Genomic DNA, 25669 nt, shown 5'->3' on the forward strand with positions numbered 1-25669 from the left:
AAAAACAACGACAAACAAAGCAGCTAGAATAAGAAAGATTGATTTTCTAGTTGGTTGGTTAGTTTTAAGCCTGATTGAAAAATCAGGCTTTTCTTATTTTAAAGTTAAAATAAAGTAATTTTTCTTTCCGCGCTGAAGTAACACAAACTTATTGTTAATAAGGTCGTCTTTAGACAATGTGTAATTGTCATTAACCTTTTCTTTATTTACTGAAATAGAGTTTTCTTTTAGCGCTCTTCTTGCTTCACCATTAGATTTTAAAAATCTTCCTTTTTCTACTAATGCAGAAACTATATCTAGGCCATTGTCAATATCGATAGAATTAATTTCTGAACTAGGAACACCATCAAAAACATCTAAAAATGTTTGTTCATCCAATTGTTTTAAATCGTCACTTGTAGATTTTCCAAAAAGTATAGAGCTTGCTTTTATTGCATTCTCCAAGTCTTCTGTAGAATGCACCATACTGGTAATTTCTTCAGCTAAACGTTTTTGTAAAACTCTTAAATGCGGTGTTTCTTTGTGTTCATTTACCAAAACATCGATCTCCTCTTTATTTAAAAACGTGAATATTTTTATATATTTTTCAGCATCCTCATCACTTGAATTCAACCAATATTGATAAAACTTATAAGGTGACGTTCTTTTAGCATCTAACCACACATTACCACCTTCGCTTTTACCAAATTTTGAGCCGTCTGATTTTGTAATTAATGGACACGTAATGGCGTAGCCTTTCCCACCAGCAATTCTTCTAATTAATTCTGTTCCAGTTGTAATATTTCCCCATTGGTCACTTCCACCCATTTGTATAGTACAGTTTTTCTCTCTAAACAAATGTAGAAAATCATAACCCTGAACTAATTGATACGTGAATTCTGTGAAACTCATCCCTTCTGTAGATTCTGAAGAAATTCTATTCTTTACAGAATCTTTAGACATCATGTAATTTACAGTAATGTGTTTACCTACATCACGAATAAAATCAAGGAATGAAAACTTTTTCATCCAATCATAATTGTTGACCAAAATTGCAGCATTAGGAGCTTTGCTTTCAAAGTCGAGAAAATGAGCCAATTGATATTTTATAGCATTTTCATTATGTCTTAAAGTATTTTCGTCCAACAAATTACGCTCATTGGATTTCCCGGAAGGATCGCCAATCATTCCAGTAGCTCCGCCAACCAATGCAACCGGTTTATGACCGCAACGTTGATAGTGTGCTAAAAGCATTATGGGTACCAAATTACCTATATGTAAAGAATCTGCTGTTGGGTCGAAGCCAATGTAAGCACTTCGCATGTCTTCTAATAAATGTTCCTCCGCTCCTGGCATAACATCGTGTATCATACCTCTCCAACTTAACTCTTCTACAAAATTCTTTATCATTTAAAAATAATTTATGGTAACATGTGGCAAAGATAAAAATCAATGCATAATTACTAACCTTTAATACATAATTCTTTACATTAGCCATATGGTATTAGTTACAGGAGGCACTGGTTTAATTGGTTCTCATTTGCTTTACAAGCTCATTAAAAACAATGAGCAAGTTAAAGCCATCTACAGAACTGAAAAAAAACTAAAAATTGTTGAAAAAGTGTTCTCCTATTATACTGAAAACTATAAAACAGCTTTCGAAAAAATTGAATGGATCAAATCAGACCTTTTGAATATTCCATCGCTTACTGATGCCTTTAAAGATGTGACACATGTTTATCATTGTGCTGCATTTGTTTCTTTTGAACCAGACAAATACCATCTTTTAAGACAAACCAATATTGAAGGCACAGCCAATATTGTAAACTTATGTGTTGCCAATGGTATTAAAAAACTATGCTATGTGAGTTCTATAGCAGCAGTTGGAGAAGCTAATAAAAATGGTGAAATATCTGAAAAATCTGAATGGAATAAAGAAGCAGATAACAGTGTATATGCCATAACAAAATATGGTGCAGAAATGGAGGTTTGGAGAGGTTCGCAAGAAGGATTGGATGTAGTTATTGTAAATCCGGGTGTTGTTTTAGGTGCTGGTATTTGGAGTTATGGAAGTGGTAGTATCTTTAACAGAGTATATAAAGGCAATCCATATTATACTAATGGTACCATAGGATTAATTGATATTGAAGACGTCGTGAATATTATGATTAACCTAATTGAAAGTAATATTAGAAATGAGCGATTTATATTAATTGCTGAAAACTGGACCTACAAAAAGTTTTTACAAACCGTTGCAGAAGCTCTTTATGTTAAAAAACCTTATAACGAAGCCAAAAAATGGCAGCTTCAAATAAGTTGGAGGCTTGATTGGCTTATACATAAACTTAAAGGTAGAAGAAGGCGGTTAACTAGACAATTGGTAAAAGCTTTAATGACCAAAAAAAAATATAATAATCAAAAAATCAAAAGTTCGATTAATTATTCTTTTAAACCTATCGATAAAAGTATTAGCGAAGTGAGTCAGGTATTTTTGAAAGAGGTTTAGTAAGACTATCCTTTATTAGTTCATTTTTTACTTTAATACCATTCAGAACACTTGTTTTTTTAATAGAATCTTCCTTTTTCCTACTGTATCTTTCTTCTTCGTCTAATCTTGTAAATTTTGTTTTAAGCTTCTCCAGACTATCATGTACTCTTTGATAAATAGCTTCATAAACCTCTACATCATAACTGTAATACTCATTACTCTTTGCAAATCTTATGCTATCTACACGATGTTTTTCTAATATATATTCTTTGGGAATAATACCATTTTCCTGTAACTCAAACTTGTTAGATCCTTTAGCAGAGGTCAATAATGTCATGTCTATAATAACCTCAACCATTCTATCTTTTGAAAGTAAATCTTTTGGTTTTTCTGGTCTTTCAATATCATGACATGATACCAGAACAAGACAAATGAAAAATACTAATAATTGTTTCATCTATTAAACGTTAATTGTTTAGCATATTTCTTCTCGCTAAATTTAAAGTTGTTATAAGCTAGCCCTCCATTTACAAAGGTATGTGTAATCCTTGATTTGAAAGAAGTTCCTTCAAAAGGAGACCACTTACATTTGTACAAAATGTTTTCTTTATTTACTGTCCAAGGACTAACTAAATCTACCAAAACCAAATCGGCAAAATACCCTTCTCTTATAAAACCTCTTTTCTCGATTTGAAATAGAATTGCTGGATTATGGCACATTTTTTCAACTATCTTTATAAGATTTATCTTCCCTTTGTTATACATTTCGAGCATTGCAGGAAGTGCGTGTTGTACTAAAGGTCCACCTGAAGGTGCACTTGTATAAGCGTTGTTCTTTTCAGATAATGTATGAGGCGCATGATCTGTAGCAATAACATCAATTCTATCATCTAAAAGCGCTTTCCATAGCAGGTCTCTGTCTTTAGATGTTTTAACCGCTGGATTCCATTTAATTAAAGTGCCTTTTTTTTCATAATCTTCATCAGAAAACCACAAATGATGTATGCAAACTTCGGCAGTAATTTTTTTATCTTTTAATGGAATTTTGTTACTGAATAAACTCGTTTCTTTTCCTGTTGAAAGATGAAATACATGCAATCTTGCTCCTGTTTTTTTAGCAAGCTCAATAGCTTTTGAGGAAGAAAGGTAGCAGGCTTCTTCACTTCTAATTATAGGATGGTATTTAATTGGAATATTGTCTCCATATTCTTTTTTATACCTTTCTAGATTGGTTTTTATGGTTGTTTCGTCTTCACAATGAACAGCAATTAATAATTTCGTATTTGAAAATATCTTTTCTAAAATTTGTGGATCATCAACCAGCATATTACCGGTAGATGAGCCTAAAAATAATTTTAGAGCAGCGACTTGTTTAGGATCTACTTTTAAAATTTCATCCAAATTATCATTGGTGCCGCCAAACATAAATGAGTAATTAGCAAAAGAAGTCTTTGACGCAATATCAAATTTTTCGTTTAATTTCTCGATAGTTGTTGTTTGCGGATTGGTATTAGGCATTTCTATAAAAGAGGTAATGCCTCCTGCTATAGCCGCTATAGATTCTGTTTGAATGGTTGCTTTTTGAGTTAAACCTGGTTCTCTGAAATGAACCTGGTCATCAATAATTCCAGGTAATAGGTACTTTCCTTCCGCATCTATAATATTAATGTCTGACGATTTAGCGCTAATAGAATTATCAACCTCTTTAATGTAGTCACCATCTATTAAAATATCTCCATTAAAAATTTTACCCTCATTTACTATGTTGGCATTTTTAATAAGTGTTATTTTGTGTTGCATATTATTATTTAAATAAGCTTTTTAACTTTAATGAAATAACCCCAAAAACAGCTTCAGAAATTATACCAGAACTTAATTTGGATTCGCCTTTGACTCTATCTGTAAAAATAACTGGCACTTCTACTATTTTAAATTTTTTCAGATATGATTTAAATTTCATTTCTATTTGAAACGCATAGCCAACAAACTTAATTGCATCTAAATCTAGAACTTCTAATACTTTCCGTTTGTAGCATATAAACCCAGCAGTCGTATCGCGGATTTTCATCCCTGTAATTACACGTACATAAATAGAGGCACAATAAGATAATATAACTCTGCTTAAAGGCCAGTTTACTACATTAACTCCTTTGATATAGCGAGACCCAATGGCCACATCTGCTCCATGAATATGACACTCCTCATAAAGCTTGATTAAATCCTTTGGATCATGAGAAAAATCAGCATCCATTTCAAAAATGTATTGATAATCTTTCTCAAGGCACCATTTGAAACCGTTAATATAGGCAGTACCTAATCCCGATTTTTCTTTTCTTGACAACAAAAAAAGTTGGTCAGAAAATTCTTTTTGTAGCTCTTTTACTTTAAATGCAGTTAAATCTGGTGAATTGTCATCAACCACCAAAATATGGAAAACAATGGACTGTGAAAATACAGCACGAATTATAGATTCAATATTTTCAATCTCATTATATGTAGGAATGACAACAATCCCTCTAACCATAAAATCTGTTATTTTTAGCAAATGTAAACTTTTTAAAAGATTCTTTATTTTAAATATTACTTAATAATTATACAGTTTTGTATGAAAAATTATAATAATTTTAAGGCATGCTTCGAGATATTGCTTCAAATGAGATATTTACCGTTTTAATCATTTTAGGATTATTTTTTATTGCATCTGCAAAACTATTATCTCCTAAAAGATTTGATGAGTTTGTACTTGTTTTAGGAAACTCTAAATACCTTAAAATTTATTCTAGAGAACAAAAATTTCTCGATATGTTTGATGCTTTATTGTTTGTGAATCTTATAATATCGATTACTGTTTTTATTTTTTTAGTATATCAAAATTTAGTCGAAAATATAAACCCTTCTACAGGATTATTATTAAAGCTAATTTTTGGACTTGGTATTTTTATATTAATAAAAGTTCTTATTGAACGCCTAGTTGGAAGCCTTTTTGATATGGATTCAATAATTGATCAATATTTATTTCAAAAAATTAGCTATAAGAATTTTATAGGCATCATCTTAATTCCAATTAATGCACTTTTAATTTATAGCTTTAATGCGAATAAAATTGTTGTTTTCATTGTCATCGGAATTTTGTTTTGCATCAGCATTATGGGCTTAATTACCTCAATTAAGTCATATCAAAGTTTAATAAAAAATAACTTATTTTATTTTATTTTGTATCTTTGCGCACTTGAAATCGCGCCTTACCTTGTTTTATACAAAGTAATAAGTGCCAATTAAAGCCGTAAAATACTAATCTGTCTATGAAAGTAAAAACAATTTTAGTATCTCAACCAGAACCTAAAATAGAGAATTCACCTTATTTTGATCTCCAAGAAAAGCAAAAAGTTAAAATAGATTTCAGACCTTTTATACATGTAGAAGGCGTGTCTGCAAAAGACATCAGGCATCAAAAGGTTGACCTGAATAACTTCACAGCAATTATTTTGACTAGTAGAAATGCTGTAGATCATTTTTTTAGGGTGGCTGAAGAAATGCGCTTTAAGGTTCCTGACACTATGAAATATTTTTGTCAATCTGAAGCAGTTGCCTTCTATCTTCAAAAATATGTGGTGTATAGAAAAAGAAAGATATATGTTGGTAAAAGAACATTTCAGGATCTTTCTCCACTAATTAAAAAGTATAAAGACGAATCTTTTTTATTACCAACAACAGATAAGCTGAAACCCGAAGTTCCTGAGACTTTAAATGGTTTAGGTGTAAAGTGGAAAGAAGCTATTTTTTATAGAACGGTAATTAGTAATTTGTCTGATTTGGCAGATGTTTATTACGATGTATTGGTTTTCTTTAGCCCTTCAGGTATAGAATCTTTATTTAAAAACTTTCCAGATTTTAAACAAAATAATACCCGTATTGCGGTATTTGGGGATACTACAATTAAAGCTGTTGAACAACATGGTTTAAGAGTAGATATTGCTGCTCCAACACCTGAAACACCTTCTATGACTATGGCTTTAGAGAAGTACATAGAAAAAGTAAACAAAAAGAAATAACCTATCTATATTAGCTGAACAGCACATAAATAAAAAGGCGTCACTTGTTAGTGACGCCTTTTTATTTATTCTTTTCTAATGTTAATTAACAACGATTAGTTTTTTAGTTTCAGATCTGTTTTCAGAAGTAAATCTAGCCAAGTAAACTCCAGATGATAATGATGTAATACCAACTTCATTTTCTCCAAAGGCTAGTTCTTTTGTTAAAACCAACTTTCCAGTAATACTATAAACGTCCAATATAGAAGATTGTGTTTTAGATAGAATTGAAAAAGAGCTTCTTGCTGGATTAGGATACATACTAAAAGCAGTTAATGTCTTATCGTCTGTTCCTAAAAGGTCACACTCTCCTTGGTTCTCTACAAAATTACTATTCAAATCAATAGACCAAGTTGCTAAATTAGGTTCGGAAGAGTCATCAACAAAAATACAGGTCAAATTATTGTTACTGTCAGAATCTACATATACTGTAGCATTGGTGCCGTTTCTCATGTCTAAACTTGTAAGTGATGTTGCAGATCCTTGGTTAGTACAAACAACACTTGTTAAAGCAGTATTCAATGATAAATCCAATTCTGTTAATTGGTTGGCATGAATATTTAAGGTTGTCAAAAGTAAATTATTCGATAAATCTATAGCAGATAATGCAGCGTCAGGTGCAGAAAAACTAGTTAATTGACTACCAACACTAGGCATTGTAACTGAAGTTAAGTTAGCACATCCTTCAAGCGTTAATGTTTGAACGGCCAAATTTGTTGACAAATCTAGTGTTGTCATATTATTATAGTTTAGGTTCAATCCTGTAGCATTTATGAACGCTTCAATTCCTGTAAAATCGGAAATTCCAGCAGCTCCTAGCCCTAAAGTACCTGTTTCCGCTTCCATTGAAGCTGTAGGAACTTGTCCATCCGCAGGAATATCATCATAGAATGATAATGCTGCTTCAAAAGTTGCATCTGGTACTGCAGTATATTGTGCAAAAAGTGAGGTTTGGGCTACTAAAAAAAAAGCCAATAAGTAAGTAATTTTTTTCATGTGTTTAGGATTTTTAATTAAGGACTAAACTTAACAATTTCCTATGCTTCAAACAAAAAAAATATGTGTATTTCAGCCAATAATATTGCAGTTCAGCTATTTATGAAAAAAATTAGTACATTATCTAAAAAGCATACCTCTGTGGGCCACCCCTTCTTATCTCCTCACTTGCATAAGATTCAAATTTTTTAAAGTTTTCTCTAAAGGCATTGGACAGTTTAAATGCAGTCTTATAGTATGCTTGATCATCATTCCAAGTCGCCCTTGGACTTAAAACACTTGTTGGTACACCAGGGCACGTTCTTGGCTGTGCAACACCAAAAACAGAATGTATATGATAATGGTCATAGTCGTATAGTCCTAAATCACCGTTAAGTACAGCATTAATCATGGCTCGAGTGTATTTTAATTTCATTCGTGTGCCTATCCCATAAGGTCCTCCTGTCCAACCAGTATTAACCAACCATACATTTACTCCAGCTTCTTTCATTTTTTTGCTTAACATTTCAGCATATTTTGCTGGGTGCAAAGGCATAAATGGTGCACCAAAGCAAGCGGAAAAAGAAGGTTGCGGTTCTTTGACACCAGCTTCTGTTCCTGCTACTTTTGCAGTATAACCAGAAATAAAATGATAAGCAGCTTGTGCAGGCGTTAATTTAGATATTGGAGGTAAAACCCCAAAAGCATCAGCTGTTAAAAAAAATATATTTTTAGGATTCTTCCCAATTGAAGGAACTTGAATATTATCTATATGATCTATTGGATAACTTACCCGTGTATTTTGTGTAATAGAAGTGTCTTCAAAATTAACTTCTCCATTTTTATCTAAAATCACATTCTCAAGTATTGCTCCAGATTTGATAGCATTAAAAATATCTGGTTCATTTTCTTCTGATAGATTTATAACTTTGGCATAGCAACCTCCTTCAAAATTAAAAACCGTATTCTCGTTGGTCCATCCATGCTCATCGTCTCCAATTAAACGACGATTTGGGTCTGCTGACAAGGTTGTTTTTCCGGTACCTGACAATCCAAAGAAAATGGCAGTATCTCCATCTTCACCAATATTAGCACTACAATGCATTGGTAACGTGTTTTTAAATACTGGAAGTATGAAATTAAGGGCTGAAAATATTCCTTTTTTAATTTCTCCTGTATAGCCTGTTCCTCCTATTAAAGCAATTTTCTTTGTAAAATTTAAAATGGCAAAATTATGTTGTCGAGTTCCATCTTCTTCTGGATCTGCAATAAATCCAGGTGCGTTGATTACATTCCATTCTGGAGAAAATGTTTCCAATTCAGATTCATTTGGTCTTAAAAACATGTTATTAGCAAACATGTTACTCCAAGGGTACTCATTAATAACCCTAATATTTAATTTATAGTTTTCATCAGCGCATGCATAGCAATCTCTTACAAAAATTTCTTTTTCAGAAAGGTAATTTACAACTTTATCATGCAATTTATCAAATGTGTCTGGCTCAAAAGGAATATTTATATTTCCCCACCAAACCCTATCTTTAGTTATTTCATCTTTTACAATAAACCTGTCTTTAGGTGACCGCCCTGTAAATTCACCTGTATTGACAGCAAGAGCTCCAGAAGACACTTGAACTCCTTGTTTTTTTTCTATGGTTATATCATGCAATTGATTTGGCGATAATTGATAATGAATTTTAGCATTTTTAATTCCGTGTTTATCTAACGAAATCGTTTTCGTGGTTTGGGTGTAATCCACCATAATTTTGTTGTTTTGTTTACGGAGCAAAATTAAAATATTATTTTAAAGTAGCTGTTAAAACTTCCTATTTATCTTGTTTAATTTTGAAAAAATTGAATAGCATAATAAGCCAAGAAGCAATTAGCAACAAACCACCCAAAGGCGTTAATAAAGCAATGGTTTTAAAATCGAAACTAGTAAGATCATTAGTAGCCAATGCATAAATTGAACCTGAAAAAAACACCATCCCAAAAACTAAAAAGTAGTACGTACTATTTTTGGATCTATTACTTAAATATGATGTTTGTCCTACAATCAATAACAATATGGCATGATACATTTGGTATCTTACTCCAGTTTCAAAAGTTTGTTGTGCTTCAAGAGATATAAGGCCTTTAAGTCCATGAGCTCCAAAGGCACCTAATGCAACAGCTAAAACTCCGAAAATGGCTCCCGCAATCAATATTTTTTTGTTCATATAAAATTCTATTTTGGATTTTTAAAACAGTTTCATTTTATTACATTCGTTAAACAAAATTAGTCAACAAATTTCACTATGCGAAAGATATTAGTAATAGGTTCTGGAAAATCTTCATCTTATCTAATCAAATATTTTTTAGACAAATCTGAATCAGAACAATTACAAATTATTATTGGTGATGTCAATATTTCTAATGCAAAAAAAATAATTGGTAACCACAAAAATGCCACTGCAATTGTACTGGATGTTTTTGATAAGAATTCTCGCGAAGAAGCTATTAAAAATACTGATATCATTGTCTCAATGCTTCCAGCAAGGTTTCATATAGAGGTTGCCAAAGATTGTATTTTGTATGGGAAACATATGGTTACTGCATCGTATGTAAGTCAAGAAATGCAGCAGTTGAATGTATCTGCAAAGGAAAAAGGGCTAATCTTTATGAACGAGATTGGAGTAGATCCTGGTATTGATCACATGAGTGCCATGCAAGTTATAGAAAGAATCCGTGATCAAGGTGGAAAGATAATTTTGTTTGAATCTTTTACCGGTGGTTTGGTTGCTCCAGAAAGTGACAACAATCTTTGGAATTATAAGTTTACATGGAACCCAAGAAATGTAGTGATTGCTGGACAAGGTGGTGCCGCAAAATTTTTACAAGAAGGTGCTTATAAATACATTCCATATGATAGATTATTTAGGCGAACAGAATTTCTTGATATTGATGGTTATGGTCGGTTTGAAGCCTATGCCAATCGAGATTCTTTAAAATACCAAAGTGCCTATGGTTTAGATAATACAAAAACTTTATATCGGGGCACTATGCGTCGAGTAGGTTTTAGTAGGGCCTGGAATATTTTTGTACAATTAGGAATGACAGACGATAGCTATACCATTGACGATAGTGAGAACATGAGTTATCGTGATTTTGTTAATGCATTTTTGCCTTATAGTCCTACAGATTCTGTTGAGCTAAAGTTCAGACATCAATTAAAAATAGATCAGGACGATATTGTTTGGGATAAGCTTGAAGAATTAGATATTTTTAATCCAGAGAAAAAAGTAAATCTCAAAAAGGCAACTCCAGCACAAATTCTTCAGAAAATCTTAATGGATAGTTGGACCTTGTCAGACGATGATAAAGATATGATTGTAATGTATCATAAATTTGGTTACGAGCTAGCAGGCAAAAAACATCAAATTGATGCCACTATGGTTGTAACAGGTGAAGATCAGACCTATACAGCCATGGCAAAAACAGTTGGCTTGCCTGTAGCCATGGCAACACTTGCCATATTAAATGGTACGATTACAACACCTGGTGTTCAAATTCCAATTAAAAAAGAAGTTTATGAGCCAATATTAAAAGAACTTGAGAGTTTTGATATTGTTTTCAATGAAAAGGAAGTAAAATATTTAGGCTATAATCCATTAAATCTATAACATCTCCTTACAATTCTAAATCATTTCATTAATTTTATATTTCATATCGAAAATATAAACATAATGAAAGTTGTAAATCAAAATATTCAAATTGATGGTATAGACAAACAAATTCTTCGTGCTCTTATGGAAGATGCCAGAACGCCAATTCTGGAAATTGCCAGAAACGTTGGTATTTCTGGAGCTGCTATTCACCAACGATTAAGAAAGCTGGAAAAATCTAAACTAATTTCTGGTTCTAAATTTATTATTGATGCCCAAGTTTTGGGTTATACAACCATGGCATTTATTGGTATTTATTTAGATAAAGCGGTTAGCAACCCAGAAGCGGTAAAACAGTTAAAGAAAATTCCTGAAGTTTTAGAATGTCATTACACTACAGGAAATTGGAGTATATTCATAAAGATTCTTTGTAAAGATAATTCACATTTAATGTACTTACTTAATAAAGAAATCCAATCTATTCCTGGTGTGTCTCGTACAGAAACTTTCATTTCACTGCAACAACAAATAGATAGACAAATTGCGATATAAAAAAAGCGTCTTAAATAAGACGCTTTTTAGTTTTATGTTTTCAGTTATTAATCTCTTCCTAAAATCTGTAATGCCCAATATACTAACGAAGCTAATGCACCAATAGCTGCGACCAAATAGGTTCTGGCTGCCCACTTTAAAGCATCTTCAGATCCAGTAAATTCTTCTTGAGATAACATGTGCTTATTTTTTAGCCAAGCTAATGCTCTGTTACTTGCATCATATTCAACAGGAAGTGTGATGAAGCTAAACAAAGTTGCCATACCCATCATAGCTAATCCTGCCACTGCAACCCAGTAACCAATTCCCATTCCTGCCGCCGCTCCTAAAATCAAGCCTCCAATGATTAACCATTGCGACATACCTGAAGACACACTTACAACAGGAACTAAAGTAGAACGCATTTGTAACCAGCTATATGCTTGAGCATGTTGCACAGCATGACCACACTCGTGTGCTGCCACAGCAGCAGCAGCTGCATTTCGCTCACTATACACAGATTCACTTAAATTAACTGTTTTGCTTTTTGGGTTATAATGGTCTGTTAAGCTTCCTGCAGTCGAAACCACTTTTACATCTGTAATGCCATGATCTGCTAACATTTTTTCAGCTATTTCTGCTCCGCTCATACCGTTACGCAAACGTATTTTTGAGTATTTAGCAAACTTTCTTTTTAATTGACTACTTACTAACCAACTTACTAGTGCTATTGCACCAATTAATATATAATATCCTAACATGTTTTTTTAAATTTTTATAAATATACTCTAATTGTATCAAAAAATAAGCCAATTTTTCAGTGTGTAATTTTGTCAGTTATTGCCTTGAAAACCTAATTTTATAATTCAGCAATAAAACAATTAAACATGCTGTAAACAGATTGGCCACAATAATGGAATAACTTTCAATATATATACCATAAATGAGCCATAAAATCACACCTGTTAGCATGACTAAATACATAGATAACGATAAGTTTTCTACAGATCTGGTCTTTCTTGTTTTATATACTTGAGGAATAAATGCAGACGTTGTTAAAATAGCTGCAATAAATCCTATTATTTCTATACTTAATTTCATTTTATTTCAATTTTAATTTGGGTAAATCTCACTTTGAAATTTCGCAGCAAAATTGAGAAGACTTTAGAAATAAAAAGTAGTTAAAATTGATGAGTTTGTTTACTATATTAACCTTAATGATAAATTAACATAGTTTTTAATGTTAATTAACAACAAGATGATCTATTTTTTATGATGCTTAATCTTGAAATAGACCAATAAAAATATAGAAATAATAGTAATGCTATTGGCTATGATTATGGAAATACTTTTCATTAAGAACCCATAAAGCAACCAAAGCGCAACTCCAATAAAAAGCATTAAAACCATTGGAAGCGATAAGCCTGCCACATCTTTAGTTTTCCAGGTTTTATAAACTTGAGGCAAAAAAGCAGCAGTTGTACAAGTAGCTGCTATTAATCCTATGATTTCAATATAGTCTATTTGAAACATTAACTTATATTATTTGTCATTGCGAAACTTTTGATAAAAAGTTGTGGCAATCTGCTCAATATCTAACTTAATCAAAATTCAATTAAAAAAATTACCACGTCGCTATGCTCCTCGTAATGACATTAGCCTACAATATTGACTATTTTACCTGGAACCACAATCACTTTTTTAGGTGTTCTTCCTTGCAATTGATCTTGGGTTTTCTCATATTCTAGAACAGCTTTTTCTATGTCTTCTTTGCTTAAATCTAAAGGTAATTCTAACGTAAAACGCATTTTTCCATTAAACGAAATAGGATAATTTTTGGTGCTTTCCACCAAGTATTGTTCGTCAAAAACTGGAAAATCTGCTGTAGAAATACTCTCATTATGTCCTAAAGCTTCCCAGAGTTCTTCTGCAATATGCGGTGCATAAGGAGAAATAAGAATCAACAAAGGCTCCAAAATGGCTTTACTAGTACACTTTTGAGCAGTCAATTCATTTACTGCTATCATAAAAGTTGAAACTGATGTATTGAAAGAGAAATTCTCAATGTCTTCTTCTACCTTTTTTATGGTTTTATGAAGCGTTTTCAAACTATCGCTTGATGGTTTTGTGTCAGTCACTTTTAAACCTTTGTCATCAAAATACAATTTCCAGAGTTTTTTAAGAAAACTGTGTACGCCTGTAATTCCAGCAGTATTCCAAGGCTTGTATTGCTCTAAAGGCCCCAAAAACATCTCATACAAACGTAAACTGTCTGCACCATAGTCGTGACAGATGTTGTCTGGATTTACCACATTATATTTGGATTTGGACATTTTTTCTACATCACGCTTCACTTTAAAAGTTCCATCTTCTTCACAAATAAATTCTGCGTCTTTAAATTCTGGTCTCCAGTTTTTAAAAGTTTCAATATCTAGTTCATCTGAAGAATTGACAAAAGAAACATCTGCATGAATACCTTGCCGAATACTAATAGAATATTCTTCAATGTCACTAATTATCTTATTGTAAGCTTTGAGAGCTATTTCACCTTCAGGTTTAATTTTTATTAATAAATCCTTTAAGAATGTTTGATTTTGAGCCAATCCATTTGAAACTAAAATATTTGTTTCAACATTATATCCTCCTGTATGAAAATCAGTAACTCCTTGTTTTCCTTTTTCAAACATAAAGCTATCTATTCTTCTAACAAATGCACTGGTGCCCAAAATCATCCCTTGATTAATCAGCTTTTTGGCATATTCGTCATGTGGTACTAAACCCAAATCAAACATAAACTTTTGCCAAAAACGAGAATACAGCAAATGTCCCGTCGCATGCTCACTTCCTCCAATGTACAAGTCCACTTGCTGCCAATAATTAATGGCTTCCTGTGAGAAAATTTCATTATCGTTATGTGGATCCATATACCGATTAAAGTATTGGCTACTTCCTGCCCAACCTGGCATGGTATTTAACTCTAATGGGAAAATGGTTTTATGGTCAATGTCACTATTATTCACAACAATATGTCTTTGAGCATCCCAAGCCCAAACTGTGGCATTACCTAAAGGTGGCTCGCCAGTTTCAGTTGGTAGATATTTCTCAACTTCTGGCAATGTAATTGGCAAGTACTTTTCATCAATCATTTGTGGCATACCATTCACATAATACACTGGAAAAGGTTCGCCCCAATAACGTTGTCTGCTAAATACAGCATCACGTAAACGGTAATTGGTCTTACCTTGACCTTGACCAATCTTTTCTAATTCCTCGATGATCTTTTTGGTGGCTTCTTTATAGTTCAGGCCATTTAAAAAATCACTATTGGCAATAATGGTTTTTTCTTTATCAGTAAAGGCTTCTTCACTAATATCAACACCTTCAAAAATATTAGGAATCGGAATATTAAAATGTTTCGCGAAATCGAAATCGCGTTGATCTCCACAAGGTACAGACATGACTGCACCTGTACCGTAGCCTGCCAATACATAATCACCAATCCAGATTGGAATAGGTTCTTTGGTAAACGGATGGTCTGCATAAGCTCCTGTAAACGCACCGGTGATGGTTTTTACATCTGCCATTCTATCACGCTCGCTTCGTTTTGCGGTGGCTTCAATATAGGCTTCTACTTCAGCTTTTTGTTCTGGAGTTGTGATTTTTGAAACCAATTCATGCTCCGGAGCCAAGGTCATAAAACTTGCTCCGAAAATGGTATCTGGTCTGGTTGTAAAGACGTCAATAACCTCATCATGATTTTTAACTTTAAAAGTAACAGAAGCACCAACCGATTTTCCAATCCAGTTACGCTGACTTTCTTTAAGCGAATCTGTCCAATCAATAGTTTCTAAACCTTGAAGTAAACGTTCAGCATAGGCAGAAATTCGCATACTCCATTGCGTCATTTTCTTTCTCACTACTGGATGACCGCCGCGTTCTGAAACACCATTGACTATTTCGTCATTGGCTAAAACTGTTCCTAAAGCCGGACACCAATTTACTTCGGTTTCTGCTAAATAGGTTAGCCTGTATTTTAATAGAATTTCCTGTTGAGTTTTAAAAGAAAAAACCTTCCATTCGCCTGCCGAGAAAAAAGTAACATCTTCATCACAAGCTGCATTAATTCTTAAATTTCCTTCTTGATTAAAAACTGTAATTAATTCGGAAATAGGTCTTGCTTGATTTGAATCTTTACAATAATAAGACTCAAACAATTTAATGAAAATCCATTGCGTCCATTTGTAATATTTTGGATCACTAGTTCTAACTTCACGCGACCAATCAAAAGAAAAACCAATCTGATCTAACTGACGACGATAGGTTTTAATATTTTCTTCGGTAGTAATTGCAGGGTGCTGTCCCGTTTGAATGGCATATTGTTCAGCAGGCAAACCAAAACTATCATAACCTTGAGGATGCAATACATTGAATCCTTTATGACGTTTGTAACGCGCATAAATATCACTGGCAATATAACCTAGCGGATGCCCAACATGTAACCCTGCACCACTTGGATATGGGAACATGTCCAGAACATAATATTTTGGTTTGTCACTTTGGTTTTCAGCTTTAAAAGTCTGGTTTTTTGCCCAGTAATCTTGCCACTTTTTCTCTATCTCGTTGAAATGGTATTTCATTTAATTTTTAAAATCTAAAGTCATTGCGAAGCAACTTGATTGCTGTAGCAATCTGTTTCTTTATTGAGAGATTCCCACGCTTCGCTCGGAATGACAAATTGATTAGCAAATTTAAGCTTTATTGTAAGACTATAAAACCTTTAAAGTTCCTTTCTTGCTTTCTTTTCTTGTGGCAATAAGCAATGATAGGTAAAACTATTTATTGGTGTGGAAATGTGAAGCTCATTTCCCATTCTTGAAATATAGCCATTGAAATTCTCAAGTTCACTTGGTTTGCTTTCCATAATATCACGTTGCATTGAGGCTGTAGTATGATAATCTAGATTGTCAATAACACCCATTACCATTTCTACATCTGAATTTTCTAACGCAATGCCTTTCGCATTTGCAATAGCTACAATTTCTTTTGCGGTTTGATACAGCATTTGCCTTATATCTTCATCTTCACGAAATTCTCCAAAAACAACTCTAGTCATGGCTCCTATACCACTTACTGTTGCAATGAACAAGAATTTCTTCCAAATATCAAGATGGATATTGTCTGAAATGGTATTGTTAAACCCTGCTTTATCAAAAATGGTTTTTATGTTTTTTACACGTTCTGTTTTTGAATTATCATACTCGCCGAAAACAATTTCAGGATTAAACGCAAAATGATTGATGACTCCGTAAGATTCAACTTTACTTACAATTTTACATAATCCTGCAAGAACGTGTTTAGTATCTAGAACAGAGCGTAACTTGTCTGCATTATCTGCTCCATTTTGAAGTGGTAATACAATCGTATTTTCATGAAGAATGGGTTTTATCTGCTTTGCAACATCAATAACTTGCCAGGATTTAACACCAAGAATAATTAAATCTGGATTTTTTATTTGTGAAACATCATCTGTTACTTTTGGATTAACTGTAAAATATCCATAATTACTTTTCACCTGAAGTCCTTTATTTTTAATAGCTTCAAGATGTTTTCCTCGTGCAATAAATGTGACATCAAAACCAGCTTTTGCTAATTTCCCTCCAAAATATCCTCCAACACCTCCAGTGCCAAATACAACAATGTTCATATGTTTGAGTTATTATAAATTTAAGATTAAAGATACTTTATTATTTTTACACCATTAATGAAAACATTTTATGAGTTCATCGTTTGAAACGTATCAAAAACGCAGATTAATTACCTCTTATTTTTCGGTTGTTTTAAGTATTGCTTTGGTTCTTTTTTTATTGGGAGTATTAGGATTATTAATTCTTAATGCCAAAAAAGTAGCCGACCATTTTAAAGAGCAGGTAGTGATGACCATCTATTTAAAAGATTCTGCTAAAGAAGTTGACATAAACCAACTTGAAAAAAGCCTCGCCATGGCTGATTACGTGAAATCCACGGAATATGTGTCTAAAGAGCAGGCTGCAGAATTTATGAAAGAAAAAAATGGTGAAGATTTTATGGATTTTGTGGGTTACAATCCGTTGCAAAACTCAATAGATATCCATTTCAAAGCAGATTATGTAACTTCAGAGCAATTGGAAGAGATTTCGGCAGAAACACTCACCAAAAGTTTTGTAGATGAAGTAAATTATGATAATGATCTAGTGACCTTAATGAACAATAACGTAAAGAAAATTAGCTTTTGGGTACTGGTCTTGAGTGCTATTTTTACACTTATTGCTGTCTTATTAATTAATAGTTCTATTCGGCTTTCGGTATATTCCAAGCGGTTTACCATTAAAACTATGCAAATGGTTGGTGCTACGAAACAATTTATAAGACGACCTTTTGTTTGGAAAAGTGTAAAATTAGGAATTATTGGAGCTGTCTTGGCTCTTATAGGAATGGCTGTAGTCTTATATTATGTGAATAAAACTTTTCCTGAATTGCAGTTGTTAAATTCCCCTGTTTTAATTGCTTCATTGTTTGTTGTTGTTTTTGCTTTAGGAATATTAATAACCTGGTTTAGTACTCATTTAGCAACACAACGATTTTTAAATTTAAACACTGACCAATTGTATTACCAATAAGTTTTAAATTCATTAACATTAAGATTTAAAATAAAACCTTTAATTTGCAATTGTAAATTATTCTTATGGGAGAAAAAAAACGAAAAGAGCAGGCTAAAAACGATTTTGTTTTTGGAAAGAAAAACTACAAATTCATGTTTATTGGTTTGGTTTTTATTGCTCTTGGTTTTATTTTGATGGCTGGTGGTGGTAGTGACGATCCAAATATCTTTAATCCAGAAATCTTTAATTTTAGAAGAATTCGTATAGCACCAACACTTATTCTTATTGGTTTTGGTATTCAGATCTATGCTATTTTGTTGAATCCTGATAAAAAATAATGGACATCATTGATGCACTTATTTTAGGCATTATCCAAGGTCTTACAGAGTTTCTTCCAGTATCTTCTAGCGGACATTTGGAATTAGGAAAAGCTATTCTTGGTGACCATTCAATACCAAAAGAAAGTTTGCTTTTTACAGTTGTACTTCATTTTGCAACTGCTTTAAGCACTATTGTGGTTTTTAGAAAAGATATTGTTGAGATTATTAAAGGTCTACTTTCTTTTAAATGGAATGATGACACCAAGTTTATTGCAAAAATCGTTGTTTCTATGATTCCTGCTGTTGTTATTGGACTCTTTTTTGAACAACAACTCGAGCAACTTTTTGGCGGAAATATTTTGTTGGTTGGTTGTATGCTTATATTTACTGCTATTCTTTTGTTTTTAGCTGATAAAGCCAAAAACACCAACAAAAAAGTATCATTTAAAAATGCTTTTGTTATCGGAATTTCTCAAGCAATTGCTATGCTTCCTGGTATCTCTCGTTCTGGAGCTACCATTTCAACGTCTGTTTTATTAGGAAACGACAAAACCAAAGCTGCTCGTTTTTCTTTTTTAATGGTAGTACCTTTAATACTCGGGAAAATTGCTAAAGACATTTTAAGTGGTGAGCTTACTTATGAAAGTCATAATTTTACTTCTTTATCTATTGGATTTGTGGCTGCTTTTGTAGCTGGTTTGTTTGCGTGTACATGGATGATAACTTTAGTTAAAAATAGTAAGTTGTCTTACTTTGCCATTTATTGTGTAATTGTTGGTGTTGTTGCCATAGGTTTTGCTTTATTAAATTAAAATGTTGACTGCCGAAGACTACATTTCAGGACAAGTTTTGTTAATTGACAAGCCATTGCATTGGACTTCCTTTCAGGTTGTAAACAAGCTACGTTGGGAAATACGCAAAGCTTTCAAAATTAAAAAAATAAAAGTTGGCCATGCAGGAACTCTAGATCCTTTAGCCACTGGTTTGCTTATAATTTGCACAGGGAAAATGACCAAGCAAATTGACTCCTTTCAAGGTCAGGAAAAAGAATATACTGGTACTATTGTTTTAGGAAGCACAACACCATCATTTGATTTAGAAACCGAATTTAATGAGACTTTCCAAACACAGCATATTACTGAAGCATTAATACATGAAACCACAAAGCAGTTTATTGGAAATATTCAGCAATTTCCTCCAATTTTTTCTGCTGTTAAAAAAAATGGAAAACGTTTGTATGAATTTGCCCGAGCAGGTGAACATGTGGAAATTAAGTTGCGTGAGGTAAACATTTCAGAATTTGCAATCACAAAAATAGATTTACCTGAAGTGCAATTTAGAGTAGTTTGCAGTAAAGGTACATACATTCGTTCTTTGGCTCACGATTTTGGTAAAGCTTTAAATTCTGGAGCTCATTTATCTGTTCTGAGACGCACAAAAATTGGTGAATTTTCAGTAGAAAAAGCCATAGCTCCAGATGCTTTTCTAGAGAGTCTCAAAGACTAATTTGCATATTTTTACGTATATTTCACAAACAATTGCTACTAATAGCCTCAATATTGTAAGCATTTTGAAGTTGACAGATCAACATAGAGCCCTACTTATTACGTTTCTAATTTCCGGAACTATAGTCCTTTCTGTTTTTAATTTTAATATTAAGAAACAACAAGAGCGTATTGCTGAAACTTACTACGAGCTTGAGCCAGAAAAAGAATTAACAGAAGAGGAAATAAAAATTTTGGAAGCTTTAGATCAACTTAACGGTTCCAAAGCCGAAACCAACAAGGGTTTTAATGAAACCGTAAATCACAAACAATTTGCTCAAGCCTATAAAACTATTGAACCTCCAAAGGATTATGAAAATCCGTTATTAGACGCAAATCGTGAGTCTACTGCTCTAACTGATAAAAAAGCTTATGAACCTGAAGATTCTGGGATTGAAGAAGAGGAAATATCGAAATTTAGTAAGGTAAACGATCTTTTAAAGCAACAAAAAAACGAAGGGGCAAACACAAAAAGTACCATGAGCTATTCGTTGGTTGACAGAACAGATATTTATTTACCAACACCTATTTATTTGTGTGAAGAAGGTGGTAAAATAGTAGTAAATATAACAGTAAATGCCAATGGAGATGTTACAGATGCTTATGTAAATACATCTTCAACCTCGTCTAACGAATGCTTAATAGATCATGCTTTAGAATATGCTAAAGAGGCGCGTTTTAGTGCTAACATATCAAAACCTACACAGTTGGGCTCAATTACTTTCTATTTTATTGGCAAATACTAGGCTCTACACCACAAAGCATTTTTGTTAAATCTTCAATAATATTTTTTCCTTTATTATGGTTGTACCACCGTTGCAGATCTTCCTTAAACTCTGGACTTAATTTACCATGTTTCGCTTTATATTCGTTAACCATATTAGTGGCTATAGTTGGTCTTGGCCCATAGGTTTCTGTAACTTCACCCGTAAAATCATTAATCATGATAAGTTTTGGAATTGATCTCGTGCCATCTGTTAAAAATAGATTCATAAGATCTTCATTTTCATCGCGCAGAACAATTCTTAAATCAATATTTTTATTTTCGTTAGCCAATTTGTTAATTACAGGTAAAACATGTGCTGCATCACCACACCAGCTCTCAACTATTACCAACCACGTTACATGGTCATGTAGCCTTTGTGTAGCTTCAATTGCTTGATAATCTAATTTTAAGGTCTTATCCCAACGATTCATACGCCTATCGTTAAGCTTTGTATAGTTTATATTAGTTTCTGTTTTTTCAAAACCAGTTGTACTCTTATTCTCGACCAATTGCTTGAGCAAATCACGATATTCCTGATAAGTCATACTGTGTTTTAAACTTTTTTCTATAATTATATCCATTAACTTATTTTTTAATTTTTTGATGTCCAAAATTAGTATCTTAACTTTTTTTAAACCATGATTTTTATCATACTATGGTCAATTATTAATTAAAAAACTTACAAATCTTATGAGCATAAAACATAGATGTGGTTGGTGTGTAGGTGATGATTTATACGAAGCTTATCATGATCAAGAATGGGGCGTTCCTGTTTATGACGATGACATCTTGTTTGAATTCCTAATTCTGGAATCCTTTCAAGCTGGATTAAGTTGGATTACCGTTTTGCGTAAACGCGAAAACTTCAGAAAAGCTTTAGACAATTTTAATTACAAAAAAATAGCGAACTACAAGAAAGAAAAAATTGAAAGCTTGCTACAAGATGCAGGTATTATTAGGAACAAGCTAAAGATTAATGCCACAGTAACCAATGCTCAAGCTTTTATAAAAATTCAAGAAGAATTTGGAAGCTTTAGCAAATATATTTGGGATTTTGTTGATGGGAAACCTATTGTTAACAATCTAAAACATTATAAAGATGCACCTGCCAATACACCTTTAAGTGACACCATTAGTAAAGATTTAAAGAAACGAGGCTTTAAGTTTGTTGGCACTACTGTCGTTTATGCACACATGCAAGCTACTGGTATGGTAAACGACCATGAGATTGGGTGTTTTAGGTATAGAGAAGTTTGATAAATACAGATTATATCGTTTGCTCAAAAACAACGTCTTGTTAATTTAATTTGTTTTGGGAATAGTTCTAAAAAACAAAAAACCCTTACTAAAACTAGTAAGGGTTTTTATTATTTAAGTTGATTACCATCTCTATCAAAGATATGGTATTCTAAATATGTGTAAGCATCTCTTGGTAAAACTTTTACCCATTTTTTGTGTTCAAAAAACCATTTTGAACGAATAGATGGAAAGCCTTTCGTTAAAAAGGCTGCTATAAAAGGATGTGTGTTTAAAGTCATCTTTTTATAGTCTTTTTTGAAAAAGTGCTCAATATCATGTGATATTTTCTGCACAACACCTATTGGTGCTTCAATTTCTGAACCATTTAGACCATCAGGGTTCTCTTCTCGTGTTTTTATATTAACTTCTGGTCTTACACGTTGTCTTGTTATTTGTATCAATCCAAATTTACTTGGAGGTAATATTTTATGTTTAGCTCTATCATCTTTCATTTCTTCTCTTAAATGATTATAAAGCTTTTTTCTGTTTTCAGCATTAGTGAGATCGATAAAATCGATAACTATGATACCGCCCATATCTCGCAAACATAATTGTCTAGCGATTTCAGATGCAGCAATCAAATTAACTTCCAATGCAGTTCCCTCTTGTGTTTTTTCTTTATTTGATCGGTTACCACTATTTACATCTATAACATGAAGTGCCTCTGTGTGTTCAATTACCAGATATGCACCTTTTGCCATAGATACGGTTTTTCCGAAAGAGGTTTTTATTTGTCTTTCTACTCCAAACTTTTCAAATATTGGAACATTAGATTGATATAACTTAACGATTGATTCTTTTTTTGGTGCAATTTCATGCACGTAATCTTTAATTTGAATGTAAAGCTCTTCGTCATCAACTTGAATACTAGTAAAAGAGTCATTAAAAACATCTCGCAACATTGACGAGGCTTTATTAAGTTCTCCTAAAACTTTGCTAGGATGATGTGCTTTACGTAGCTTTTTACACATTGCGGTCCAACGACCAAGCAAATTTTGTAAATCTTTGTCTAGTTCTGCTACTTTTTTGCCTTCTGCTACAGTGCGTACAATTACTCCAAAATTTGGAGGTGTTATGCTTTTTACCAATCGTTTTAAACGGTCTTTTTCTTCTTTATCTTCTATTTTTTGAGAAATAGATATTCTATTGGAAAAAGGGACTAAAACAATATATCTACCAGCTATTGAAAGCTCCGAACTAATTCTTGGTCCTTTAGTGGATATTGGTTCTTTAACAATTTGTACTAACAAAGATTGATTCGATTTTAAGACATCTGTAATAATTCCGTCTTTATCAATATCTTTTGCAGATGGGAGATTTTTCAAAGAAAAATCATTGAGTTTACCTGTGCTTACACGTTTTGTGAATTGTAAAAGTGAAGGAAGTTTTGGACCTAAATCATGATAATGCAAAAATGCATCTTTTTCATAACCTACATTTACAAATGCAGCATTTAGTCCAGGAACAGCTTTTCTTATTTTGGCTATAAACACATCGCCAACCGAAAAGTTGTTACCATCTTCATCTTTATGTAATTCAATAAGTTTTCCATCTTTTAATAAGGCAAAATCAACATGTTCGGAACTAGACCTAATGATCAATTCTTTATCCATTGTGTTAATTTTTATCCATCACGCAAATGCGGGATAGATGGATTATACATTATTTCTTCACAGGATTTTAAAAAAATCCAGAGAGTTCATTTGTGTTAAGGTATTACACAATTAATAAACTCATTTTCAAAGAACGTTACTTTTAAAACCAAAAAAGTAGTTTAATAACTACTTTTTTAGTCTATTTTTTCTTTTTATGACGATTAGCTCGCCGCCTTTTTTTACGCTTATGCGTTGCTACCTTGTGTCTTTTACGCTTTTTACCACTTGGCATAAATTGTTACTTTTTTTAAATTAATATTTTTTATTTTACGTCAACATTTGTTTTTACGCCTTCAACAAAAACTTTTGCAGGTTTAAACGCAGGAATATTGTGCGCAGGAATTTTGATAGTTGTGTTCTTTGAAATGTTTCTACCGGTTTTTTCAGCTCTTGTTTTGATAATGAAACTACCAAATCCTCTTAAATACACATTATCACCGCCTTCTAAAGAAGTTTTAACTTCTTCCATGAATGTCTCTACAGTTGCTTGAACATCTCCTTTTTCAATTCCTAATTTTTCAGAAATTTTTGCTACTAAATCAGCCTTAGTCATTTTTATTATTTTATTATTGTTACTATTAATTATTAAGGGTTGCAAATATAGGAATTTAATATTCAATATTTCAAACCTAATTCACTAAAATTTAAGTTTATAAACGTTTATTTTTGCGTTTAGTATATATTTTAAATGGTTTTTTCTAAAACTTTAACACATTGGTATTCAAATAACAAGAGGGATTTTCCTTGGAGAAAAACTAAAAACCCATACTACATTTGGCTATCAGAGATTATTTTACAACAGACACAAGTAAAACAAGGATTACCTTATTATGAAGTATTTATAAGAACTTACCCTACTGTGTTTGACCTTGCTAATGCGAGTGAAAGTGAGATACTTAAATTATGGCAAGGACTAGGATACTATTCTCGAGCTAGAAATTTGCATACCACAGCAAAATATATTGTAAATAAGTTTAACGGAGAATTTCCCAGCACATATGACGATTTATTGAAGCTGAAAGGCGTTGGAGATTATACAGCCAGTGCCATAGCTTCAATTTGTTTTAATGAAAACACCGCTGTTGTTGATGGTAATGTTTATAGAGTACTTGCGCGTTATTTTGGAATTGAAACGCCTATAAATTCAACAAAAGGAACAAAAGAGTTCAAAAAGTTAGCACAAGAATTAATTGATAAAAAGAATCCTGCTGAATTTAATCAAGCTATTATGGAGTTTGGCGCTACACAATGTAAACCAAAGAATCCTGATTGCGCTGCCTGCCCTTTTAACAACAGTTGTATTGCTTTGCAAAAGAATATGATTGACAAGCTTCCCGTGAAGCAAAAGACAATTAAATTAAGAAAACGTTATTTTAATTTTTTGGTATTTATATCAGAAAATGGAAACACTGTTTTAGAAAAACGTAAAACCAAAGGAATATGGCAAAATCTATATCAATTTCCTTTAATAGAATCTAATAAGTCTTTGAATTATAAAGAATTAAAGGATATAGTAAATGCTCATCATGTTTTGAATGGGAATTGTTTTAATCTTTTTTTATATAATGAAGACGACATAATTCATAAGTTATCACATCAGCATTTATACACAAAATTTTGGATTGTTGAAGTGAAAACGTTGCATGAAAATTCTATAAATATTAATGATGTAAAAGACTTTGCTGTACCCGTTTTAATAGATAACTTTTTAAAGTCATTTAATTTCTAAATTCAAAAGG

Annotated in this window: 27 protein-coding genes; 12 read left to right on the forward strand and 15 right to left on the reverse strand. The window is 32.4% G+C overall.

What is annotated here, in order from left to right:
- Positions 1-93 precede the first annotated feature (93 nt).
- Positions 94-1389, reverse strand: coding sequence for a tyrosine--tRNA ligase (tyrS, locus tag AAFP94_RS02250; RefSeq protein ID WP_316660763.1), 1296 nt, complete (start codon positions 1387-1389; stop codon positions 94-96).
- An 88-nt stretch (positions 1390-1477) separates the two neighbouring features.
- Between tyrS and AAFP94_RS02255 the strand changes: the two genes are divergently transcribed.
- Complete coding sequence (locus tag AAFP94_RS02255) at positions 1478-2485, forward strand: NAD-dependent epimerase/dehydratase family protein (protein ID WP_316660761.1); 1008 nt, start codon at positions 1478-1480, stop codon at positions 2483-2485.
- Here the strand turns inward: AAFP94_RS02255 and AAFP94_RS02260 are convergent.
- Genes AAFP94_RS02260 through AAFP94_RS02270 form a run of 3 tightly spaced genes read right to left on the reverse strand, consistent with a single transcriptional unit; the run spans position 2448 to position 4991 of the window.
- Positions 2448-2924 carry a DUF4296 domain-containing protein gene (locus AAFP94_RS02260; protein ID WP_316660760.1) on the reverse strand — a complete coding sequence of 159 codons (477 nt, stop codon included), beginning with the start codon at positions 2922-2924 and terminating at the stop codon, positions 2448-2450. The two genes, AAFP94_RS02255 and AAFP94_RS02260, sit on opposite strands and share 38 nt — an antisense overlap.
- The gene (locus AAFP94_RS02265) at positions 2921-4267 is read right to left on the reverse strand and encodes a dihydroorotase (protein WP_316660759.1); all 1347 of its coding nucleotides are present in this window, start codon (positions 4265-4267) and stop codon (positions 2921-2923) included. Before AAFP94_RS02265 ends, AAFP94_RS02260 begins: the two co-directional genes overlap by 4 nt.
- Before the next feature lie 4 nt (positions 4268-4271).
- A complete protein-coding gene (locus AAFP94_RS02270; RefSeq protein ID WP_316660758.1) occupies positions 4272-4991 on the reverse strand; it encodes a polyprenol monophosphomannose synthase in 720 nt (239 codons plus the stop codon).
- Between the two features lie 107 nt (positions 4992-5098).
- Between AAFP94_RS02270 and AAFP94_RS02275 the strand changes: the two genes are divergently transcribed.
- Both AAFP94_RS02275 and AAFP94_RS02280 read left to right on the forward strand, forming a co-directional pair.
- The gene (locus AAFP94_RS02275; RefSeq protein ID WP_316660757.1) at positions 5099-5746 is read left to right on the forward strand and encodes a DUF4271 domain-containing protein; all 648 of its coding nucleotides are present in this window, start codon (positions 5099-5101) and stop codon (positions 5744-5746) included.
- A 23-nt stretch (positions 5747-5769) separates the two neighbouring features.
- Positions 5770-6519, forward strand: a complete 750-nt coding sequence (locus AAFP94_RS02280; protein ID WP_316660756.1) for a uroporphyrinogen-III synthase — start codon at positions 5770-5772, stop codon at positions 6517-6519.
- 81 nt (positions 6520-6600) lie between these two features.
- Here the strand turns inward: AAFP94_RS02280 and AAFP94_RS02285 are convergent, their stop codons facing one another.
- The 3 genes from AAFP94_RS02285 to AAFP94_RS02295 form a co-directional block, all read right to left on the reverse strand.
- Complete coding sequence (locus tag AAFP94_RS02285) at positions 6601-7554, reverse strand: T9SS type A sorting domain-containing protein (protein WP_316660755.1); 954 nt, start codon at positions 7552-7554, stop codon at positions 6601-6603.
- 124 nt (positions 7555-7678) lie between these two features.
- Complete coding sequence (gene pckA, locus AAFP94_RS02290) at positions 7679-9295, reverse strand: phosphoenolpyruvate carboxykinase (ATP) (RefSeq protein WP_316660754.1); 1617 nt, start codon at positions 9293-9295, stop codon at positions 7679-7681.
- 64 nt (positions 9296-9359) lie between these two features.
- The gene (locus tag AAFP94_RS02295) at positions 9360-9752 is read right to left on the reverse strand and encodes a DUF423 domain-containing protein (RefSeq protein ID WP_316660753.1); all 393 of its coding nucleotides are present in this window, start codon (positions 9750-9752) and stop codon (positions 9360-9362) included.
- Positions 9753-9830: 78 nt separating this feature from the next.
- Here AAFP94_RS02295 and AAFP94_RS02300 point away from each other — a divergent pair, with 78 nt between their 5' ends.
- Both AAFP94_RS02300 and AAFP94_RS02305 read left to right on the forward strand, forming a co-directional pair.
- A complete protein-coding gene (locus AAFP94_RS02300) occupies positions 9831-11195 on the forward strand; it encodes a saccharopine dehydrogenase family protein (RefSeq protein WP_316660752.1) in 1365 nt (454 codons plus the stop codon).
- A 63-nt stretch (positions 11196-11258) separates the two neighbouring features.
- Positions 11259-11729 carry an Lrp/AsnC ligand binding domain-containing protein gene (locus AAFP94_RS02305; RefSeq protein ID WP_316660751.1) on the forward strand — a complete coding sequence of 157 codons (471 nt, stop codon included), beginning with the start codon at positions 11259-11261 and terminating at the stop codon, positions 11727-11729.
- A 47-nt stretch (positions 11730-11776) separates the two neighbouring features.
- Here the strand turns inward: AAFP94_RS02305 and AAFP94_RS02310 are convergent, their stop codons facing one another.
- From AAFP94_RS02310 to AAFP94_RS02330, 5 genes are all read right to left on the reverse strand, one after another.
- Positions 11777-12469, reverse strand: a complete 693-nt coding sequence (locus tag AAFP94_RS02310; protein ID WP_316660750.1) for a zinc metallopeptidase — start codon at positions 12467-12469, stop codon at positions 11777-11779.
- Between the two features lie 76 nt (positions 12470-12545).
- Positions 12546-12809, reverse strand: coding sequence for a SemiSWEET family sugar transporter (locus AAFP94_RS02315; protein WP_316660749.1), 264 nt, complete (start codon positions 12807-12809; stop codon positions 12546-12548).
- Positions 12810-12971: 162 nt separating this feature from the next.
- A complete protein-coding gene (locus AAFP94_RS02320; protein ID WP_316660748.1) occupies positions 12972-13241 on the reverse strand; it encodes a SemiSWEET family sugar transporter in 270 nt (89 codons plus the stop codon).
- 122 nt (positions 13242-13363) lie between these two features.
- The gene (locus AAFP94_RS02325; protein ID WP_316660747.1) at positions 13364-16345 is read right to left on the reverse strand and encodes a leucine--tRNA ligase; all 2982 of its coding nucleotides are present in this window, start codon (positions 16343-16345) and stop codon (positions 13364-13366) included.
- 140 nt (positions 16346-16485) lie between these two features.
- Positions 16486-17412 (reverse strand): ketopantoate reductase family protein, encoded by a 927-nt coding sequence (locus AAFP94_RS02330; RefSeq protein ID WP_316660746.1) that lies wholly within the window; start codon positions 17410-17412, stop codon positions 16486-16488.
- 70 nt (positions 17413-17482) lie between these two features.
- Here AAFP94_RS02330 and AAFP94_RS02335 point away from each other — a divergent pair, with 70 nt between their 5' ends.
- From AAFP94_RS02335 to AAFP94_RS02355, 5 genes are all read left to right on the forward strand, one after another.
- Positions 17483-18364: a cell division protein FtsX gene (locus AAFP94_RS02335; RefSeq protein ID WP_316660745.1), complete on the forward strand. Its 882-nt coding sequence runs from the start codon at positions 17483-17485 to the stop codon at positions 18362-18364.
- A 65-nt stretch (positions 18365-18429) separates the two neighbouring features.
- Entirely contained in the window at positions 18430-18684 is a 255-nt protein-coding gene (locus AAFP94_RS02340; protein WP_316660744.1) for a DUF3098 domain-containing protein, read from the forward strand.
- On the forward strand, positions 18684-19478 hold the full coding sequence (locus AAFP94_RS02345) for an undecaprenyl-diphosphate phosphatase (RefSeq protein ID WP_316660743.1): 795 nt from the start codon (positions 18684-18686) through the stop codon (positions 19476-19478). Before AAFP94_RS02340 ends, AAFP94_RS02345 begins: the two co-directional genes overlap by 1 nt.
- A gap of 1 nt (position 19479) precedes the next feature.
- Entirely contained in the window at positions 19480-20172 is a 693-nt protein-coding gene (truB, locus tag AAFP94_RS02350; protein WP_316660742.1) for a tRNA pseudouridine(55) synthase TruB, read from the forward strand.
- A gap of 64 nt (positions 20173-20236) precedes the next feature.
- Positions 20237-20956 (forward strand): energy transducer TonB family protein, encoded by a 720-nt coding sequence (locus AAFP94_RS02355; RefSeq protein ID WP_316660741.1) that lies wholly within the window; start codon positions 20237-20239, stop codon positions 20954-20956.
- Here the strand turns inward: AAFP94_RS02355 and AAFP94_RS02360 are convergent.
- On the reverse strand, positions 20940-21557 hold the full coding sequence (locus AAFP94_RS02360) for a thioredoxin family protein (RefSeq protein WP_316660740.1): 618 nt from the start codon (positions 21555-21557) through the stop codon (positions 20940-20942). The two genes, AAFP94_RS02355 and AAFP94_RS02360, sit on opposite strands and share 17 nt — an antisense overlap.
- 109 nt (positions 21558-21666) lie before the next feature.
- Here AAFP94_RS02360 and AAFP94_RS02365 point away from each other — a divergent pair, with 109 nt between their 5' ends.
- The gene (locus tag AAFP94_RS02365) at positions 21667-22233 is read left to right on the forward strand and encodes a DNA-3-methyladenine glycosylase I (RefSeq protein WP_316660739.1); all 567 of its coding nucleotides are present in this window, start codon (positions 21667-21669) and stop codon (positions 22231-22233) included.
- Between the two features lie 110 nt (positions 22234-22343).
- Here the strand turns inward: AAFP94_RS02365 and AAFP94_RS02370 are convergent, their stop codons facing one another.
- Both AAFP94_RS02370 and AAFP94_RS02375 read right to left on the reverse strand, forming a co-directional pair.
- Positions 22344-23888 carry a ribonuclease E/G gene (locus AAFP94_RS02370; RefSeq protein WP_316660738.1) on the reverse strand — a complete coding sequence of 515 codons (1545 nt, stop codon included), beginning with the start codon at positions 23886-23888 and terminating at the stop codon, positions 22344-22346.
- A gap of 304 nt (positions 23889-24192) precedes the next feature.
- Positions 24193-24483, reverse strand: a complete 291-nt coding sequence (locus AAFP94_RS02375; RefSeq protein ID WP_055442767.1) for an HU family DNA-binding protein — start codon at positions 24481-24483, stop codon at positions 24193-24195.
- Between the two features lie 135 nt (positions 24484-24618).
- On the opposite strand from AAFP94_RS02375, the gene mutY reads away from it, so the two are divergent.
- Positions 24619-25659, forward strand: coding sequence for an A/G-specific adenine glycosylase (mutY, locus tag AAFP94_RS02380; protein WP_316660736.1), 1041 nt, complete (start codon positions 24619-24621; stop codon positions 25657-25659).
- Positions 25660-25669: the final 10 nt, after the last annotated feature.

It is taken from the genome of Gilvirhabdus luticola (assembly GCF_040117515.1).
Taxonomy (GTDB): Bacteria; Bacteroidota; Bacteroidia; order Flavobacteriales; family Flavobacteriaceae; genus Gilvirhabdus; species Gilvirhabdus luticola.